This window comes from Kitasatospora sp. NPDC091207, assembly GCF_044768625.1.
GTDB lineage: Bacteria > Actinomycetota > Actinomycetes > Streptomycetales > Streptomycetaceae > Kitasatospora.
The window spans coordinates 327,313-344,804 of the sequence record NZ_JBIVVS010000004.1; the positions used below are offsets into that span (position 1 = coordinate 327,313).

Here is a 17,492-nt window from a genome sequence, read left to right on the forward strand (position 1 = left end):
CCCCGGCGACTCACCCGACACCGTGCGACCCGAGGAGAGACCGATGCGCGAGAACCGACCGCCTCGGGACACGCACGACCCGTCCCGGCCCGGGCCCGACCACGGGGACGCCCCGGACCGGGCGTCCACCCGGTCCGCTCGGGGCGTCAACGCCCAGCGCACGGCGGGCGACCGGCCGGCCGGGCAGCTCGCCGACCGCCCGGCCGACCACGCCGTCAGCCGGCCGGTCGACGGCGTCGTGGGCCGGCTGACGGTCACCGTCGAGCGTCTGCGCCGCGAACTCACGGCGGCCCGGGCCGAGGCCGACGGCCGGGCGCTGGTCGAACTCGCCAAGGGCATCCTGGTCGAGCGTCTCGGCTACGGTCCCGCCGACGCCATCCGACAGCTGGAGGACCTGGCGGGCCAGTCGAACGTGTCCGTCCTGGAGCTGGCCGCCGACCTCGTCAACCAGGCCTCGCACGACCGGATCGCCGACGTCGCCCGCGAGTTCCTGGCCTCCACCGGTGAGCCGTCCGTGGGCGTCCGGCTGCGCAGCGCCGAGACCGGCATGCTCGGGGCCGACGACGTCCAGGCGGTCGCCCAGTCCGTCCTCGAACACGCCCTGCGGCCGCTCGGGGCGCAGGCGGTGGCGATCTGGGCGGCCAACTCCGACCAGTCCCTGACCCTGGCGGGCAGCGCCGGGTTCGCCGGCGAGGAGGCGAAGCGCTGGCGCCACGTCCCGCCCGGTGTCCCCGTCCCGGCGCGCCGCGCGCTGACCGAACGGGCCCCCGCGGCCTACGCGTCGCTGGCCGCGGCGGGGCTCCCGTCAATCGGTCAGCGGGAGTTCGGCGGCGGACGGCTGGCGGTGCCGGCCGGCGCGGGCGGCCGGATCACCGGCGTCCTGGAGATCTGCTGGAGCGGCGCCCTGCCGTCGCAGTCCCAGTCGCTGCAACGGCAGTTCGAGGCCCTCGCCGAGCTGTGCGCCACCGCCCTGGAGTCCCGGCCGGCCGCCGGCGGGGCCGACGGTACCGACGACCCGCAGACCGCCGACCTGCTGGAGCTGGTCCACGGCCTGCACGATCCCTGCCTGGTCATGCAACCGGACGTCGACGCGGCCGGCCGGGCCACCGACTACCTGATCAAGCACCTCAACCCGCGCTTCGAGGACTTCGCCGGCCGGCCGCGCAGCGCCGTCATCGGCGCCCGGCTGCTGGAGGCCTACCCGCTGGCCGCCGAGCCGGGCGGCCTCTTCGAGAAGATCGAACACGTCCTGGCGACCGGCGAATCGTTCCGCTCGCCGGGGATGAGCCTCTCCGCGCTGGTCGACGGCGTCCCGCTGACCACCCGGGCCCGGGTGAGCATCAGCCGGCACGGGCGCCACGCGGTCGTCGTCTGGCGGACCGAGGACGGCACCGCGCGCGTCGCCAACCTGCTCCAGCACGCCCAGCGCCTCGGGCGGATCGGCGGGTTCGAGGAGAACCTGCACACCGGCGAGATCGTCTGGAACGACACCCTGTTCGACCTCCACGGCCTCCCGCCCCACGCCGACCCCGTCCCGCTGGACCACCTGCCCGCCCACGCGCACCCCGACGACGGGCACACCATCGGCCGGTTCCTGCGGACCCTGCTGCACCACCAGCGGCCCGCCTCGACCGCCTTCCGCCTCCAGCGCGCCGACGGCATCGCCCGGCACATCCGGGTCGTCGCCGAGCCCGTCCTGGACGCCGACGCCCGCATCACCGCCGTCCGCGGCGCCTACCAGGACGTCTCCGCCCAGCACTGGACCGAGGTCGCGCTCGCCGCCACCCGCGACCAGCTCGCCCACACCGAACAGCAGGCCGCCGAACGCAACCGGCTCGCCCTGCAGCTGCAGCACGCCATCATGCCGCCCAGCCGGGGCCCGCTGGACCTGCACGACCTGCACGTGGCCGTGCGGTACCGGCCCGCCGAGAAGGACCACCTGGTCGGCGGCGACTGGTACGACGCCCTCGCCCTGCCCACCGGCCGGGTCCTGCTGTGCGTGGGCGATGTCGCCGGGCACGGCATCGGGGCCGCCACCGGCATGGTCGCGCTGCGCAACGCCCTGCGCGGCCTGGCCGCCACCGGAGCCGGCCCGGGACAGCTCCTGGGCTGGCTCAACACCGTGACCCACCATCTGACCGACAACGTCACCGCGACGACCGTCTGCGCCCTGTACGAGCCGCGGACCCGGACCCTGCGCTGGGCCCGGGCGGGCCATCTCCCGCCGATCCTGGTGCGCGACGGCCGGGCGGCCGAACTGCCCACCGTCGGCGGCATCCTGCTGGGCGCGATCGACCAGGCCGACTACGAGGAGGGCGAGATCGTGCTCCGGGCCGGAGACACCCTGATGCTGTACACCGACGGGCTGATCGAACGCCGGGACCGCTCCCTGGAGCTGTCGCTGGCCGACCTGCTGGCCGCCGCCGGGGACGCGGACGGCCTCCCGGAACTCGACCGCCGGCTCGACCACCTCCTGCGGTACAGCAGTTCCGACACCGACGACGACACCTGCCTGATCGGCATCACCGTCCGCTGAGCCGACGGCGCCCCGCCCACGACGGGCGGGGCGGCGGGCCGGGCCCGGCCTGGTCCGGCGGCCTGGTGTGCCGGTGGATCCGGCCGCTGTCGCGGATCAGCCGGCCGTCCACGGGGGCCCGGGTCCGGCGGTCGTCGGCGGCGGCGCCGTCGAACGGGGGCGGCGGCCCGCCGACGGGCCGGCCGGCGAACCCGGTGCCGGTGCCCCGCGCCGTGGCGAACGCGCGGCCGGCGCCATCACCAGGGGAGGCCAGGGTCGCGGCCGGTTCTGCGGGGGCGACGCCGGTGGCGGACCGGCGGGCCGGGCGGCGCCACCTCAGGTGACGACCAGGGTGAGTTCGGCGGTGTGCAGCTGTCCGGCGGCCCGGAACTGCAGGAAGACCCGCCAGCGCCCGGTCTCGCCGAGCATCGCCCGGAAGGTCAGCGTCGGGCCGCCGTGCTCGCCGTCGGCCTCGTTCGCCGGGTGGAGATGGGCCAGTGCCAGGTCGCCCTCGTGGAAGGCGGTCAAGTGGGCGTAGCTGTCCAGGTACGGCTGGAGATCGGTGACCGGCCTGCCGTCCTTGCCGACGGTGGCGGTGAGCAGGTGGGCGCCGGCCACCGGCTCGCTCCGGAGGGTGACGGTGTAGTCGTCGACCGTGGTGCTGCCGGCCGGCCCGGGCAGCGGCACCACGGCGGCCTCGCCGGGCACGGTCACCGTACGGCTGAGCACGAGCTCGCCGCCCTTGCGGGGGCCGCTGTCCGGCAGGAACGACGCGTACAGCCGCCAGTTTCCCGGGGCGAGTGCGGCCAGGTCCGCGGTCCAGGTCCCGTCCGCGGCCATCGCCGGGTGCAGGTGCTGGAAGCCGGTGAGGTCGGAGCGGACGGCGTAGAAGTGCAGCTTCTCGGTCTGGTGCACGACGAAGTCGGTGACCGGCCGGCCGTCCGGGCCGGTGATGGTGAAGGCGTAGCCCGCGGCCCGGCCCGCGGGCAGGTCGCCCGTCCCGGAGTCCAGGCGGTAGCCGTCCCGTTCGGCGGCGAGACCCAGCGCGGACGGGGGCAGGTCCGGCATGCCCGGCAGGGGCGGCACGGGTCGCGCGGGTGACCCGGGCGGGGCCGCCGCGCCCGGCCGGCCCGGGTGCCCGGAACCGGACGGGGAACCGCCGGTGACGAGCCCGAGCAGGACCAGAACGGGCAGGCAGGACGCCAGCGCCCAACCGCGGGAGAACGAACGACGAGCAGCGGACATCAGCAGGTCTTTCCCGGACGGACGCGCCGGGGCGCGTGGCGGAGCAGGTCCGGGCGGGACCGGTTCGGCCGCGGCCCGGTGTCGTGCGGGCCGACGAGCACCGGCCCCACAGGAGAGGAGACCGGTGCGGGCCGCCGGGATAACCGAAAGGTGGGCGGCTACGGGATGAACTTCGAGCACATGCCCGAGCTGCGGTGGGCCTTCGGCTACCCGGCCGTGCTGCTGGTCACCGCCGCCGTCTGCGCGTTCGTCTTCCGGGCGTTCCGCCGCAACAACTGGCTCTAGGAGGCCGCCGGTAGCGCGCCGCCGCACCGGGTGCGCCCCTCCCCCGGCCCAGGGACCGACAGCGGCGGCACGGGGCACGGAGGAAGGGCGCGGGCTCGCTCAGGGCGACGGCGGACGGCCGGGGTTCAGGCCAGGCATCCGACGTGCGCGAGGGCCCGCTTGAGCAACGCCCCCTGCCCGCCGGGCATCTCCTGCTGCACCAGCGCCGACGCGGCCTCCTCCGGGCTGAACCAGACGAGGTCGAGGGCGTCCTGGCGCGGCCTGCAGTCGCCGGCCACCGGGATGATGTAGGCGAGGGACACCGCGTGCTGCCGGGGGTCGTGGAACTCGGTGACGCCCAGGGTCGGGAAGTACTCGGCGACGGTGAAGGGTTGCAGCGAGGCCGGGATCCGGGGCAGCGCCACCGGGCCGAGGTCCTTCTCCAGGTGCCGCAGCAGCGCGTCCCGGATCCGCTCGTGGTAGAGCACCCGGCCGGAGACCAGCGTGCGGCTGACCGTGCCGTCCGGTCCGATCCGCAGCAGGAGTCCGACCTGGGTGACCTCGCCGGTGTCGTCCACCCGCACCGGCACGGCCTCGACGTACAGGATCGGTATCCGGGCCCTCGTGGTCTCAAGTTCCTCGGGGGCGAGCCAGCCTGGCTTGGTTTCCGTCATGTCAGACATTCGCTGATCGTACGTTCCCCCGCGCTCCCGGGGCCGACAACCCGCGCTGCGGCGGTCCGCGATCGCCGGCCCGGCCCGGCCCGGCCCGCCCCGCGCCGGCCGCCGGGTCACCGGTGGGTGTTCCCGGGCGCCGGCCGGGGCGCCGTTCAGCCGGCCACCCGCACGACGAACTTGCCCGTGGCCCGACCGGCCGCCATCGCGTCATGGGCGGCGGGGACATCGGTGAGGCCCGGCAGTTCGGTGACCGGCAGGGTGAGCCGGCCGTCCGCGACCAGGTCGAGGGCCCGGCTGATCCCCCGGGCCAGCCTGGCCGGGGCGGTTTCCGCCAGGAAGCGGTGACTGAATCCGGTGACGGTGAGATTGCCGGCCAGCAGCCGGCCCACCGGGGGCAGCGCGTCGACGGCGCCCCCGCCCGCGTTGCCGAACAGGACGATCCGGCCGCCGGGTGCGGCCAGTTGGAGGTCCGCCTCCAGGGCCTGGGTGCCCAGGGGGTCGAGGACCAGGTCGACGCCCTGCCCGTCGGCGGCCGCCCGGACGGCGTCGCCGAGCTTCTCGTCCCGGGCGAACGCCGCGTGGTAGCCGGACGCCACCGCTGCCGCCGCCTTCTCCGGGCGGCCCACCGTGCCGATCAGCCGGCCGCCGCCGAGCAGCGGTACGAGTTGGGCGACCGCCGCACCGATGCCGCCGCCGGCCGAGTGCACCAGGACGGTGTCCCCGGGGGTGAAGCGGCCCGCGTCGGTCAGCAGCAGCAGGGCCGTGGCCAGGCCGAGCGGGACGGCGGCGGCCTCGGGCAGCGCGACCCCGGCCGGGAGCGGAACGGTCAGCGCGGCGTCGGCGACCACCACCTCGGCCAGGCCGCCGCCGACCGGCGCGGCCACCACCCGGTCGCCCACGGCCAGACCGACGACACCTTCGCCGACCTCCCGGACCCGGCCGGACACCTCCTTGCCCGGACGGTACGGCCAGGTCGTCACGTACCCGGCGTCGCCCCGACGGGCCATCACATCGACGAAGTTCAGGCCGGCGTAGGACACCTCGACCGACACCTGACCGGGGCCGGGCCGTACCTCGTCGACCTCCGTCACCCGCGAGTTCTCGGCTCCGCCGGGTGCGGTCATCACCAGTGCGCGCATATCGGTTCCCCCTCCAGCTACGATGTTCTACGAACGACGAAATTAGTATCACGCAACTTCGATGATTGTCGAACAATGGAGGTCCGTCCGTGCCCCGCAGCAGCCGACGCCGTGCCCCGCTCGCGCACCCCGCGGCCGAGGAGATCGACCTGCTCGACGTGCTGCACGCGCTGTCCGACCCCACCCGGATGACGATCGTGCGCGTCCTGCACGCCGAACCCGAACGGGCCTGCGGCACCTTCCCGGTGGAGGTCGCGGCGTCCACGCTCAGCCACCACTTCAAGGTGCTGCGCGAGTCCGGCCTGATCCGGCAGCGCGAGGAGGCCAACCGCAGGCTCACCGCCCTGCGCGGCGCCGAACTGGAGCAGCGCTTCCCGGGGCTGCTGGACTCCGTCCTCACCGCCTACGACCGCACCACCGGGCCCACCGGCTGAGCCGCGCGGCGCCCCTGCCCCGGCGGACCGGCCGCCCCGCGGACCGGACGGTTCGTCGCCGGAGGCCCGAAGGCCGCGGAGAGCCTCACCGCGTCGCTGAAGGAGATCTTCCGCCGCGACGTGTCGTTCGAGGACAAGGGCAAGAAGGACGGCAAGGAGCTGATCACCGTCAGCGCCCCCGGCCGCAAGCTGGCGGAGGACCTGCTGAAGGCCGCCGAGCCGCTCGCCAAGGAGATCCCGAACTTCGGCAAGCTGCCGAAGTCCGTCCCCGCCGACCTGACGGACCGCGAGGTGGCCCTGGACATCCACCTCGACGGCGGGGCGCTGTCGGCCGTGACCTTCGACCTCGCCCAACTGGACGGGAAGGCCGCCGCCGGCACCGCCGGCCTCCCGATCAGGATCGCGTTCGGCAAGGACGCCCCGACCGTCAAGGCACCGGCCGACGCCACCGAGCTCAGCTCGGCCGACCTCAACGGCGTCTTCGGTGGGCTGGCCGGCCTGGCCGGCCGTCCCGGCGCCGGCCCGGCCGGCCAGGCCACCCCGCTCACCGACGCCCAGGTGAAGGAACTGGCCCGGAGTGGCGTGCTGACCGAGCAGGAGGTCCGCACCTACGACAAGCTGGGCCTCACCTACGAGGAGATCAAGGACCTCGCCGCCACCAGCTGAATCGGCGACCGCGCGTCGGCCCTGCCCCGCCTGCTCCGGCGGGGCAGGGCCGACGCGTGTTCCCGACCGGGCCGGCCGACCGGTCGCGTCGGCCCGCTCACACAGGCTCGGGGAGGGGGAAGCTGCGACGCATCAGCGCGTCGAAGGCGGCGTCGGGGAGCAGCCGCTTGGCGAGCATGGTGGACCGGGCCAGGCCCCCGACGGCGTAGCGGGCGCGGGGGCGCACGGCGGTGGCCGCGCGGACGACGACCCGGGTGGCGGCCTCGGCGGGGACGGCGCCGTTGCGGCGGGTGAAGGTGCGACCGGCGTACATCTCGGCGAGGCGCGCGCGGAAGGTGGCGTACGGGTCCGCCGGGTCGGGGCCGCCGTGCATGGTGGCGACGGCGGTCGCGGCGAACCCGGTGATGGTGGGCCCGGGTTGGACCACCACCACCTCGACGCCGAACGGGGCGACCTCCAGGCGCAGCGAGTCGCTGATCGCCTCCACCGCGTGCTTGCTGGCGTGGTAGAAGGCGCCGCCGGGCGGTGAGAAGCGACCGGCCATCGAGGAGATGTTGACGATGCGGCCGCGGCCGGCGCGGCGCATGCCGGGCAGCACCAACTGGGCCATCCGCACGAGCCCGAAGACGTTGGTGTCGAACTGGGCGCGGATCTCCTCCGGGGTGGCGGACTCGACCGGCAGGTGCAGGCCGTACGCGGCATTGTTGATCAGCAGGTCGATCCGGCCGTGCCGGGCCTCGACGGCGGCGACCGCGGTGACCATCGACGTCTCGTCGGTGACGTCGAGCGCCAGGGTGGTGATGCCCAGCGCGGCGAGGTCGGCGAGGGTCTCGGGGCGGCGGGCGGTGGCGTGCACGCGGTGGCCGAGCCGGTGCAGGGCGAGGGCCGTCTCGCGGCCGAGGCCCGAGGAGCAGCCGGTGATCAGCACGGTCCGCGCGTCGGCGGTCATGGCGAGGCCTTTCGGTGCAGGAGGTCCCAGACGGCGGCTTCGGCGCGGTCGAGGTCCTCGGGGGGAAGGGTGTCGGGCCCGCCCGGGCGCCGGAGCTTGACGAGGCCGGTGAAGGCCCCGAGGGCGAGGGCGACCAGCTGGGCGGCGTCGCCCTCACGGATTTCACCGGCCCGCTGGCCGCGTTCGATGAAGTCGGAGGCGACGCGGTCGATCTCGTGGGCCAGGGCGCGGCTCTCGGGGGCGAGGAAGGTGTCGTGCTGCTGGTGTTCGAGGAAGACGAAGGCAGCCGGATGCGCGCTCGCGTAGCGGGTGAAGCCGCGCCAGAAACGCCCGAACTCCTCGCGGATCCCGCCGGCCGGGCCGCCCTCGGCGAGGGCGGCGGCGAGATGGTCGAGCAGGGTGCGCTTGGCGTGCTGGAAGGCCGCGTTGCCGAGCGCCTCCTTGCTGGGGAAGTACCGGTAGATGCTGCCGACGCCGACGCCGGCGCGCTGGGCGACAACGGGCATCTGGGTGCCCTCGTAGGTGCGTTCGGCGAAGAGCGCGAGGGCGGTGTCGATCAACAACCGATCGAGGTCGGGCTTTCTGGGTGCCACGGAATGAATATTCATTCCTCGCTCCGGCCCTGTCAATCCCCGGGTGAATCCGCCGAGACCTCCATGGACCGGGACCTGGACCTGGGTCTGGGCCTGGGCCGAGCCGATCGACTTCGAGACCACCCTCCCGGGCGCGGTGGAGGAGCTGCCGCGGGCGCGGGAGGCGCGCAACCCCGGGCGAGCGCCCCGGGCCCGCTCACCCCCTCGCGCCACAGGTCAAATGGTTCAACGCGGAGAAGGGCTTCGGCTTCATCGCCCAGGACGAGGGCGGCCCCGACGTCTTCGTCCACTTCTCCGTCATTCAGACCACCGGTTTCAAGGAACTGTACGAGGACGACCGGGTCGAGTTCGACGTCACCCAAGGGCCCAAGGGCCCCCAGGCGGAGAACGTCGTCAGGCTCTAACCGGCCGTGGGGCCGGCCCCTCGGTCGGCCCCACGGCCCTCCGGCAGCGGAGTGTCCCAGGCGAGCAGGCGCAGCAGTTCCTCGTCCACCCGGGGGCCGCCCCCGGCCCCGGCCGCCCCGGGGCCGTCCGGCCGGCCCGCCACCGGCCGGCCACTGCCCGGCTGCTCAGCGCCCGGCCCGCCATGGCCCGATCGGGGGCCGGCCGAGGTGGGGCCGGCCGTGAGGCGGGCGCTGGTGGCGATGTTCTGCTCGGTCCTCGGCCTGCGGACGTGCTCGTAGCGGGCCAGCGCCTCGGCGGGTCCGGGGGCGTCGCGCAGCGCCTTGGCGAGGACGACGGCGTCCTCCAGCGCCATCGAGGCGCCCTGGCCGGTGGCCGGCGAGGCGGCGTGGGCGGCGTCGCCGATCAGGACGGCGCGGCGGCCGCGCCAGCGCCTCCCCGGGGCCAGCTGGAGCGCGTTGGTGACCATCAGCCGGTCGTCCGTCGTGGCGACGATCCGCGCGGTCGGCGTGTCGTCCGGGCTCAGCAGCGGCCGGAGCCACTCCCGCCACTGCGCGGGAGAGGTACCGGCCACCTCCTCGGCGGAGGCCGCCGGCCCGGTCACCCGGGCGAACCAGCAGGTCTCGCCGGTCGGTGAGACCAGGTAGCCGAAGGCGGTGGCACTGCCCCGGACCATGGTGATCCGCTCCGGCACGGGGGACGGCGGGGTGACGGTGCTGTACCCGTAGAAGACCCGCTGCCCCGCGTACTCGGGTCCGGGGCCGGCCGGGTCCAGCCAGGCCCGCACGGCGGAGTGCGTCCCGTCGGCGCCGACCAGCAGATCGCCGGTCACGCTGGTGCCGTCGGCGAAGTGCGCGGTGATGTCGGCGGCGCACTCCGTGACGGCGGTGAGTCGGGCCCCGTGCCGCACGGTGATGCCGCGCCGGACCGCCTCGACCCGGAGGGCGGCGGCCAGTTCGGCGCGGCGCAGACAGCGGTAGCGGGTCAGCCGGTGCTCGGGCTCTCCCAGCGGGGCGGTCGCCAGTTCGGCCCCGCTCGCGTCGAGCACGCTCATGGCGGTGACCGGGAAGCCGACGGCCGCGACGGCCTCGGCCGCGTCGACCGCGGCGAGGGCGCGCATCCCGTTGGAGGCGAGGGTCAGGAAGGCGCCGATGTCCTCACCCGTGTCGGGGTGCGCCTCGTGGACGGCGACGCCGAACCCCGCCTTGTGCAGCGCCAGCGCGGCCGCCGTTCCGGCGATACCGCCGCCGATGATCTGAATCAGTGTCAACTCCGGTTCCCCTCAGCTGCCTTCGGGCCGGGACCGGGCCCGGACGGCCCGGCCGCGCGGAGCGTCGGCCTGCCCCGGTGGACGCTGCCGCGGGGCGCACCCGGCTGCCCCGCCGGCCCTCCGGTCATCCTGCCAGTCGCCGGACCGGGCGGTCCTCGTTTCCCGACCGCGCAGTGGCACGGCACGCGCGGGGTGGCAGGTCCGCGGCAGGGGCCGGGGTCAGAGGCCGGTGGTGCCGAGCGCGAGGCTCAGCGGCGCCGGCAGGTGGAACGGCGTGCCGAGGGGATGCGGCCCTCCACCCGTCTGCACCCGAGCCGGCCCGGCCGGGAGGACAGCGGCAGGTGGGTTCCTGACGGTCGACCAGGAGATGCACGGGGGAACCGAACTGCGCGTGGCGCGCGGAGGGGCGGTGCCGTCGGCAACGTCACCGGCTGCCGCCGCGCCACACGGACAGCCCGGCCGCCACCCGTCGGCACCGCCCCACCCCGGCCCGGCGGCGGGTGCGCCGCGCTCGGCCAGGTCGGCCGGCCGTCATCTAGGACACGATCTGTCCCACATGGTCCCTACTGTGGTTCTCGGCAACGGAACAGCACTGACGAAGGCGGACACCATGACCGACACCACGACGCACGCCCGGCCGACCACCCACGAGCAGAGCGGCGCGGCGGTCACCGGGGAGCGCGCCGACCTGCTGGCGATGCTGGACAAGCACCGGCACTTCCTGCGTTTCACCACCCGCGATCTCACCGACGAGCAGGCCGGGCGCCGGAGCACCGTCAGCGAGCTGTGCCTGGGCGGCCTGATCAAGCACGTCGCGGCGGTCGAGCGCGGCTGGGTGGACTTCATCCTGGAAGGCCCTTCGGCCCTGGGCGACTTCAGCGCCATGACCGAGGCCGACTTCGCGCGGCGCGCCGACGAGTTCAAGCTGCTGCCCGGCGAGACGCTGGCCGGCGTGCTGGCCGACTACGCCGACGCGACCCGCCGCACGGACGAGCTCGTCGCCGTCCTGCCCGACCTCGACGCCTCGCACCCGCTGCCGAAGGCCCCGTGGTTCGAGTCCGGCACGCACTGGTCGGCCCGCCGGGTGCTGCTGCACGTCATCGCCGAGACCGCGCAGCACGCCGGCCACGCCGACATCATCCGCGAGGCCCTGGACGGCGCCAAGAGCATGGGCTGACGAACCCCGCGCCCGGACCGGCGCTCTCCCGCCTTCTCGGACGCGCGCTCCCCCGCGCGCTTCGACGAGGGGGAGCGCCGGTCAGCGCTTGACGGCGACTCCCGCATAGGCGGGGGCCGCCTCCTGCCAGCCCGGCGGCAACTCGGCCCGCGGCCGCCACAGCGGCAGTTGCACCAGCCCGGGCTCGGCGAACTCGAAGTCGCCGAAGAACTCCCGCACCTGCTCCTCGGCCCGCAGGACCAGCGGCGAGGTCGCACGGCTGTAGATCCGCGTGGTCTCGGCGACCGCCTCGGCGGTCATGAAGTCCTGGGTGCCGTGCGAGAGGATCAGCAGACTGCCCGGCGCCAGCGCGTCCCGCAGTCGGGCCACCGTCGCGGCTGCGCCTTCCTCGTCGCGGACGAAGTGCAGCACCGCCACCAGCATCAGGGCCACCGGCCGGGAGAGGTCGAGCGCCTCCTTCAGGCCCGGGTCGCCGAGGATCGCCTCCGGGTCGCGCAGGTCGGCGTGGAGGACCGTGGTGTGACCGGCGGGGTGGTGGGCCAACAGGGCTCGGGCGTGGGTGAGTACGATCGGGTCGTTGTCGACGTACACCACCCGGGCGTCCGGAGCCACCCGTTGGGCGACCTCGCCGGTACTGCCGACCGCCGGTATCCCGGTGCCGATGTCCAGGAACTGGCGGACGCCCAGGCCGGCCGCGAACTCCACCGCGCGCCCGAGGAACTCGCGGTTGATCCGCGCTCCGAGCCGGGCGTCGGGCATGGCCGCGATGACCTTCTCGGCCGCCTGCCGGTCGGCCGGGAAGTTGTCCTTGCCGCCGAGGTAGTAGTCGTACATCCGCGCGGGGTGCGGGACGCCGGTGTTCAGCTCCGCCGGCGGCTGCCACTCCCCCGCCGCGACCGGCCCCGACCATCCGGCCATCGCATCGTCCCGCATGAGCTCCCCAGCCGTTCTGACAACAAGTCATCTCATCCTAAGCTCAACGGGATTCGCTCCGTCGACCAACCATCGGGACCGTGCCCTGTCGTACCGGTCCCGGCGCCCCCGCGGGCAACCGGGGTGCACGGAGGGGGGCAGCGAGCCAGTGGTCGCGCGGGTGCCCGCGAGCCGGGCGCGGGCACCCGCGCCCGCGAGCGAGGCCCAGCCCCACCTGGGCCTCGGCAAGAGCTGAGCGCATATCAGAGAAACGATCAGAACCAAACTAATTTCAACGCGATGTGAAATGTCACATGCCCCGATGGCCCCCGTCAAGCGCCCTGTCGGGCCGAGTTCAATCTGTGACGCAACCGCGCACTCCGTGCCCCCTGACAGGCTGTCCGGCCTGAAATCCGGTCAGCGGCGACTCCGTGCACAACACTTGAGCGCGGCTTGCCCGTGTGCCTATGCTGCGTTGATTTCTGTCGGAACTTCAAACAGAAATCAACGGCATCAGACTGCCGATCCCCCACCCCCACCCCCACTTGCGCACTCTGGAGCGCCCATGCGGATACCCCTGCGCCGCGCACTGCCCCGTGCCCTGGTCGCGCTGTCACTCGCGGCGACCGGGCTGAGCACCGTCGTCCTCGGGGCGGCCACCCCCGCGGCGGCCCTGGACAACGGACTCGCCCTCACCCCGCCGATGGGCTGGAACTCCTGGAACACCCTGGGCACCGCGGTGACCCAGGAACAGGTCGTCCAGACCATCGACTTCATGTCCGCCAACGGGCTGGTCCAGGCCGGGTACGACACCGTCACCATCGACGACGGCTGGTCGCTCGGCCACCGCGACGGCCAGAGCACCGACCTGGTCAAGACCTCCTACGGCGCGATGCAGCTCTACGACGCCGCCCACAACCCCGTCAGCGGTACCGACGGCACCGGGTTCGACCCGACCACCGGCCATCTCGTCCCCGATCCGGACAGCTTCCCGGCACGCACCGTCAACGGGCAGTCCCTGAACGGGATCCAGTACCTGTCCTGGTACGCCCACAGCAAGGGCATGAAGTTCGGCCTCTACGCCACGGACACCTACACCACCTGCCAGGGCCACCCCGGCAGCCTGGGCCACGAGTCCACCGACGCCGCCGACTTCGTCGCCTGGGGCGTGGACTTCGTCAAGTACGACGACTGCCCGTACGGACCGCCGATCACCGGGCCGGACGGCCACAACTACGGGACCCAGGGCGAGGGGAGAGAGCTGACCCGGTCCGTCTACGCCCGGGTCCGCGACTTCCAGTGGGCGCTCGACGCGGCCTCCCGGGCCCAGGGGCGCCCCCGGGTGGCCCTCAGTGTCTCCGCGCAACCGGTGCACACCGGGGTCCCCCACCTGCTGGCCTCCGACGACCCGGCCCGCACCGACCCGGTGGTGGTCGCGGCCGGCACCCCCGCGAACCAGGCGCCCGGCTACGCCCCGACCGGGGTGTGGTGCGGACAGGTGGCCAACCTCTGCCGGATCGGCGGCGACCGCGGCACGGACCTGGAGGGCGTCCTCCTCAACGGCCAGTTGTCGACGGCCCTGAAGTACCCGGGCAACGTCCGGCCGGGCAGCTGGAACGACCTGGACATGATGTTCGCCGGCTGGCAGGACCCGTACGGCGTGTACGGCGTGACGGACACCTGCACCTGCCACCGGCCCATGTCCCTGACCGAGTCGCGCAGCGAGATGTCGATCCTCGCCATGATGGCCTCCCCGCTCATCTCCGGCGCGGACCTGCGCACCGCCGCCGACTCGCAACACACCGAGGACGGCCTCACCTGGTCGACCGGTGTCACCCCCGATCACCTGGCCGTCTACAAGAACACCGCCGTCATCGCGATCGACCAGGACCGGCTCGCCGAGCCCGCCACCCTGGTCGGTGCCCCGCCCGCCGGCAGCACGGCGCCGATCGTCCTCAAGCGGCGGCTCGCCGGCGGTGACACCGCCGTGCTGCTGGTCAACCAGGACCCGACCGGCTACCGGACCGTCTCCACCAGCCTGACCGAGCTCGGTCTGACCGGCCCCGGCTACACCGCCCAGGAACTGTGGACCGGCGCCGGCGGCACCGTGACCGGCAGCCTCGGCGCCCAGGTGGAGCCGCACGGCGTCGCGCTGTACCGCCTCAAGGCGCTGCCGTCGACCGTCCCGGCGGCGGTGATCGGCGACGGCCGTTACCACACCGTCAGCGCCGGTGGCACCGACGGCCGCGTCCTGGAGGTCCAGGGCACCTGCAGCGCCCCCGACGACTCCCCCACCGACATCAACACCTGGTGGAGCACGCACACCTCGGAGCAGTGGAACTTCGCCCCGAACCCGGACGGCACGGTGCACATCACCGACAACTGCTACACCGGTACGCAGATCCACGGCACCCTGACCGGCGGACCGGCGGGCGCGCCCGCCCGAATCCGGAACGGCTACGACCCCGGCGATCCCGCCCAGAAGTGGCACGTCGTCCAGGACACCGCGACCGGCGCGCTGACCGTCACCAACGCCGCCTCCGGTCTCGTCCTGGCCGCCCCGCAGGCCGCCGCGGCGTCCCCCGTCGTCCTCGGCCCGGCCGACGGATCGGCGGCGGGGCAGTCCTGGAGCCTGCTCTCCTGACACCCCTCCTCCCGGCCGCCCCGGCTCCGGCGCCTCGCCGGAGCCGGGGCGGTTCCGGCGGTGTCAGCGCCGGCGCGCACCGGCGCGGCGCAGCACCAGCTGGGGCAGCACGAACCAGGTGGCGGTGAACCAGGCGAACACGGCGCCGCTGAGGATCCAGGCCAGCACCGGGTCGCCGGTCGCGGTGCGCAGCAGCAGGAGCAGCGCGGCGGTGATGGTGAGAGCGAGGGTGACCAGGCCGATGGCGATCAGGCGGCCGGCGACCCGGACGAGTTCGGGCTTGAGGCCGTGGCCGGCGAGGAACCGGTGGAAGGCCACCGGTGCGACGAGTGCGCCGGTGGCGACGGCGCCGAGGACGACGGTGACCACGTACAGGTTCCGGTCGACGTCGGGCAGGACGGCGAAGCGCGGGGTGAAGGCGACGCCGACCAGGAAGCCGAAGAGGATCTGGGAGCCGGTCTGGGCCACCCGGACCTCCTGGAGCGTCTCGTTCCAGAGCCGGTCCGCCCGCTCCTGCGGTGTCTCGTGGCGACCGGACGCCGCCGGGCCGCCGGGCCCCTGGTCCGTCACCGCTCGCCTCCTCCGGCACGGTCGCCCGGCCTCGCCGGCCGAGGTCCTGCGGGGTGCCCCTGGTGCACGCCCCCGTCACGTGCCCCCGTCACCCGCCGCTGTTCTCCGCCGCTGCTCTCCGTCTTCGTCACCCGCTGCGGGGTCGCCGTCGGGTTGTCGGCCATCGCCGAAAACCTACGTCGGTCGGCCGCGCGTCGCCTGCCGAGGAAGCACCGCCCGAGGAAGCACCGGCCGGGCCGCAACGGGTGGACGGGACGGGTTCGCCGCGCGGTGACGGCCTCCGTACGCGGCGGTGGCCGCGCCGGCGGTGGCGGCCGGCGGGGCGCCGGGAGGTGAACGCCCGTCCCGACGCCGGGAGGAAGAGCCGGGCCACCTCTCCCCCCAGGTTGACCCCGATGGCCAGGGCCATCGCGGTGGCACACGCGCGGCCGACCCAGCTGCACCCGGCCTCGGGGCGGCCCTGGACGAAGGCGAGCATGCCGAAGTACAGCGCCGCGCCGGGCATCAGCGGGCCGAGGGCCGCCGTGACGTGCGGCAGTGCCGACATGGCCCGGTAGCGGGCCATCAACTGGCCGAACAGGCCCACCAACCCGGCGGCGAGCCCGGTGGCCACGATCGGCTCGACGCGGGCGTCGGTCAGGACGGCGTAGGTGGTCCAGCCGGCCGCGCTGTTGAGGACGACCAGGACGAGGGTCGCGCGGTCGGTGCGCAGCAGTACCGCGAAGGCCAGGGCGAGCAGCATCGCGGCCGCCAGTTGGAGCGGCGGGTTCACCGTGCTGCCCGGCCCCGCGTCGGGGGTGAGGTCCGCTTCGCCGCTGACGCCCAGGTACAGCACCGTCATGACGCCGATCACGATGCCGGCCATCAGGTACAGCACTTCGAGCAGGCGGGCGGCCGCGGTGAGGTAGAAGCCGGTCAGGCCGTCCTGTGCGGCGGCCACCAGGGGGCGGCCCGGGAGCAGGGCGAACAGCCCGCCGGTGATCACCACCGAACCGCGCAGCTGGAGCCCGTTGAGCGAGAGCAGGCTGCCGATCGCGGCGGCGGGGGTCGCGGCGATCACGAACCCGTAGAACTCGGGAAGGTCGTGCCGGGCGACCAGGGCGGCCAGCCGGTCCCCCGTCAGGGCGGCGACGAAGGCGATCGCGAAGACCAGCCAGGCCCGGCTGTCCGCCCTCCCGCCGACCAGCAGGGTCGCGGAGCCGGCCAGCAGGCCGGAGGCCGGCACCAGGAGCCACTCGGGGTACGGGGGCCGGCGGTGCGCGGTGAGGGCGGTCAGCCGCTCGCAGGCGCGCTCGGCCGCCACCTCGCCGGCCGTGATGGCGGAGACCAGCCGGAAGACGTCGGCGAGCCGGGTGTAGTCGCTGGCAGGGCGGCGGACCGCCCGTTCGGCCGTCAGCGGAGGATCGTCCGGTGTCGGCTGGTGGGAGATCGCCACCAGGGTGAAGGTCACCTGCGGTTCGCAGGGGTAGACGCGGTAGGCGTGGGCGACGCCCAGCATCGCGCCCTCCACGTCCTCGGCGGACTCGCCGCTGGCGAGCAGCGACTCGCCCACCCGCAGGGCGAGGTCGAGGACGCGCGAGGCCTCGGCCGGACCGGGCCGCTCCCGAGGCTCGGCACCGGCGAGGACCGGGCGTTCGGCCATCGGCGTCCGCACCAGCGGCCGCATCCGGTCCGGCCAGGGAGGGGCCGCCCGCCCGGCCCGGCCGGGGGCGGCCTCCCGCTCGGTCGGCGGCCGGGCGCCGGCCGGCGGCGCTGGTCGCTGGGCGGGCAGCGCACCCGGCTCCGGTGCGTCGTCGCCGGCGCCGGGCTGCCCGCTCGGGTGGCACTGCTTCGACACCGCCGCTCCTCACCGTCGTACCGCCGGCCTTCGTCACGCCCACCGCCGTGCCGCCGGCCCTCGTGCCGTCCCCGGTGCCGGTTGCCGGCGGTGGCGTGCGGCCGCGTCGAGGCGGCGCGTGACCGCCGCCACCCCGCTACTCCTGGTGGATGCTCTGCTACCCATCGTGACGTGATCCAGAACGCTCACGGCGGCGCG

Annotated in this window: 15 protein-coding genes and 1 pseudogene; 7 read left to right on the forward strand and 9 right to left on the reverse strand. The window is 74.7% G+C overall.

Features of this window, described 5'->3' with window-relative positions; genetic code table 11:
• Positions 1 to 43 precede the first annotated feature (43 nt).
• Positions 44 to 2,536 (forward strand): SpoIIE family protein phosphatase, encoded by a 2,493-nt coding sequence (locus ACIQTO_RS11155; RefSeq protein ID WP_402385983.1) that lies wholly within the window; start codon positions 44 to 46, stop codon positions 2,534 to 2,536.
• A gap of 315 nt (positions 2,537 to 2,851) precedes the next feature.
• Here ACIQTO_RS11155 and ACIQTO_RS11160 read toward each other — a convergent pair whose 3' ends face one another.
• Positions 2,852 to 3,583 (reverse strand): hypothetical protein, encoded by a 732-nt coding sequence (locus tag ACIQTO_RS11160; RefSeq protein ID WP_402385986.1) that lies wholly within the window; start codon positions 3,581 to 3,583, stop codon positions 2,852 to 2,854.
• Positions 3,584 to 3,925: 342 nt separating this feature from the next.
• On the opposite strand from ACIQTO_RS11160, the gene ACIQTO_RS11165 reads away from it, so the two are divergent.
• Positions 3,926 to 4,045, forward strand: a complete 120-nt coding sequence (locus ACIQTO_RS11165) for a CorA family divalent cation transporter (protein WP_402385989.1) — start codon at positions 3,926 to 3,928, stop codon at positions 4,043 to 4,045.
• Positions 4,046 to 4,170: 125 nt separating this feature from the next.
• Here the strand turns inward: ACIQTO_RS11165 and ACIQTO_RS11170 are convergent, their stop codons facing one another.
• Positions 4,171 to 4,698: an NUDIX hydrolase family protein gene (locus ACIQTO_RS11170; protein WP_380572886.1), complete on the reverse strand. Its 528-nt coding sequence runs from the start codon at positions 4,696 to 4,698 to the stop codon at positions 4,171 to 4,173.
• Between the two features lie 155 nt (positions 4,699 to 4,853).
• Positions 4,854 to 5,840 (reverse strand): zinc-binding alcohol dehydrogenase family protein, encoded by a 987-nt coding sequence (locus ACIQTO_RS11175; protein WP_402385993.1) that lies wholly within the window; start codon positions 5,838 to 5,840, stop codon positions 4,854 to 4,856.
• An 89-nt stretch (positions 5,841 to 5,929) separates the two neighbouring features.
• Here ACIQTO_RS11175 and ACIQTO_RS11180 point away from each other — a divergent pair, with 89 nt between their 5' ends.
• Both ACIQTO_RS11180 and ACIQTO_RS11185 read left to right on the forward strand, forming a co-directional pair.
• On the forward strand, positions 5,930 to 6,274 hold the full coding sequence (locus ACIQTO_RS11180; protein WP_402385996.1) for an ArsR/SmtB family transcription factor: 345 nt from the start codon (positions 5,930 to 5,932) through the stop codon (positions 6,272 to 6,274).
• Between the two features lie 120 nt (positions 6,275 to 6,394).
• Positions 6,395 to 6,940 carry a hypothetical protein gene (locus ACIQTO_RS11185; RefSeq protein WP_402385999.1) on the forward strand — a complete coding sequence of 182 codons (546 nt, stop codon included), beginning with the start codon at positions 6,395 to 6,397 and terminating at the stop codon, positions 6,938 to 6,940.
• A gap of 97 nt (positions 6,941 to 7,037) precedes the next feature.
• Here the strand turns inward: ACIQTO_RS11185 and ACIQTO_RS11190 are convergent, their stop codons facing one another.
• Both ACIQTO_RS11190 and ACIQTO_RS11195 read right to left on the reverse strand, forming a co-directional pair.
• The gene (locus tag ACIQTO_RS11190) at positions 7,038 to 7,889 is read right to left on the reverse strand and encodes an SDR family NAD(P)-dependent oxidoreductase (protein ID WP_402386002.1); all 852 of its coding nucleotides are present in this window, start codon (positions 7,887 to 7,889) and stop codon (positions 7,038 to 7,040) included.
• Complete coding sequence (locus ACIQTO_RS11195) at positions 7,886 to 8,482, reverse strand: TetR/AcrR family transcriptional regulator (RefSeq protein ID WP_402386005.1); 597 nt, start codon at positions 8,480 to 8,482, stop codon at positions 7,886 to 7,888. Before ACIQTO_RS11195 ends, ACIQTO_RS11190 begins: the two co-directional genes overlap by 4 nt.
• 215 nt (positions 8,483 to 8,697) lie before the next feature.
• On the opposite strand from ACIQTO_RS11195, the pseudogene ACIQTO_RS11200 reads away from it, so the two are divergent.
• Positions 8,698 to 8,886: pseudogene (locus ACIQTO_RS11200) on the forward strand (cold-shock protein); the annotation flags it as partial.
• On the opposite strand, the gene ACIQTO_RS11205 reads toward ACIQTO_RS11200, so the two are convergent.
• Positions 8,883 to 10,154: an FAD-dependent oxidoreductase gene (locus ACIQTO_RS11205; protein ID WP_402386008.1), complete on the reverse strand. Its 1,272-nt coding sequence runs from the start codon at positions 10,152 to 10,154 to the stop codon at positions 8,883 to 8,885. The pseudogene ACIQTO_RS11200 and the gene ACIQTO_RS11205 sit on opposite strands and share 4 nt — an antisense overlap.
• Before the next feature lie 610 nt (positions 10,155 to 10,764).
• Here ACIQTO_RS11205 and ACIQTO_RS11210 point away from each other — a divergent pair.
• Positions 10,765 to 11,331 carry a DinB family protein gene (locus ACIQTO_RS11210; RefSeq protein WP_402386011.1) on the forward strand — a complete coding sequence of 189 codons (567 nt, stop codon included), beginning with the start codon at positions 10,765 to 10,767 and terminating at the stop codon, positions 11,329 to 11,331.
• A gap of 81 nt (positions 11,332 to 11,412) precedes the next feature.
• On the opposite strand, the gene ACIQTO_RS11215 is transcribed toward ACIQTO_RS11210, so the two are convergent.
• A complete protein-coding gene (locus ACIQTO_RS11215) occupies positions 11,413 to 12,264 on the reverse strand; it encodes an SAM-dependent methyltransferase (protein ID WP_402386014.1) in 852 nt (283 codons plus the stop codon).
• Between the two features lie 544 nt (positions 12,265 to 12,808).
• Between ACIQTO_RS11215 and ACIQTO_RS11220 the strand changes: the two genes are divergently transcribed.
• Entirely contained in the window at positions 12,809 to 14,887 is a 2,079-nt protein-coding gene (locus ACIQTO_RS11220) for an alpha-galactosidase (RefSeq protein ID WP_402386017.1), read from the forward strand.
• A gap of 63 nt (positions 14,888 to 14,950) precedes the next feature.
• Here ACIQTO_RS11220 and ACIQTO_RS11225 read toward each other — a convergent pair whose 3' ends face one another.
• Complete coding sequence (locus ACIQTO_RS11225) at positions 14,951 to 15,457, reverse strand: DUF6328 family protein (protein ID WP_402386019.1); 507 nt, start codon at positions 15,455 to 15,457, stop codon at positions 14,951 to 14,953.
• Positions 15,458 to 15,584: 127 nt separating this feature from the next.
• On the reverse strand, positions 15,585 to 17,294 hold the full coding sequence (locus ACIQTO_RS11230) for a threonine/serine exporter ThrE family protein (RefSeq protein WP_402386022.1): 1,710 nt from the start codon (positions 17,292 to 17,294) through the stop codon (positions 15,585 to 15,587).
• Between the last annotated feature and the right edge of the window lie 198 nt (positions 17,295 to 17,492).

What these genes read in the sequence shown, in the direction of transcription:
- ACIQTO_RS11155 (WP_402385983.1), top strand. Translation starts at nt 44, where the DNA reads ATGCGCGAGAACCGACCGCCTCGGGACACGCACGACCCGTCCCGGCCC.
- ACIQTO_RS11160 (WP_402385986.1), bottom strand. Translation starts at nt 3,583, where the DNA reads ATGCCGGACCTGCCCCCGTCCGCGCTGGGTCTCGCCGCCGAACGGGAC.
- ACIQTO_RS11165 (WP_402385989.1), top strand. Translation starts at nt 3,926, where the DNA reads ATGAACTTCGAGCACATGCCCGAGCTGCGGTGGGCCTTCGGCTACCCG.
- ACIQTO_RS11170 (WP_380572886.1), bottom strand. Translation starts at nt 4,698, where the DNA reads ATGACGGAAACCAAGCCAGGCTGGCTCGCCCCCGAGGAACTTGAGACC.
- ACIQTO_RS11175 (WP_402385993.1), bottom strand. Translation starts at nt 5,840, where the DNA reads ATGCGCGCACTGGTGATGACCGCACCCGGCGGAGCCGAGAACTCGCGG.
- ACIQTO_RS11190 (WP_402386002.1), bottom strand. Translation starts at nt 7,889, where the DNA reads ATGACCGCCGACGCGCGGACCGTGCTGATCACCGGCTGCTCCTCGGGC.
- ACIQTO_RS11210 (WP_402386011.1), top strand. Translation starts at nt 10,765, where the DNA reads ATGACCGACACCACGACGCACGCCCGGCCGACCACCCACGAGCAGAGC.
- ACIQTO_RS11215 (WP_402386014.1), bottom strand. Translation starts at nt 12,264, where the DNA reads ATGCGGGACGATGCGATGGCCGGATGGTCGGGGCCGGTCGCGGCGGGG.
- ACIQTO_RS11220 (WP_402386017.1), top strand. Translation starts at nt 12,809, where the DNA reads ATGCGGATACCCCTGCGCCGCGCACTGCCCCGTGCCCTGGTCGCGCTG.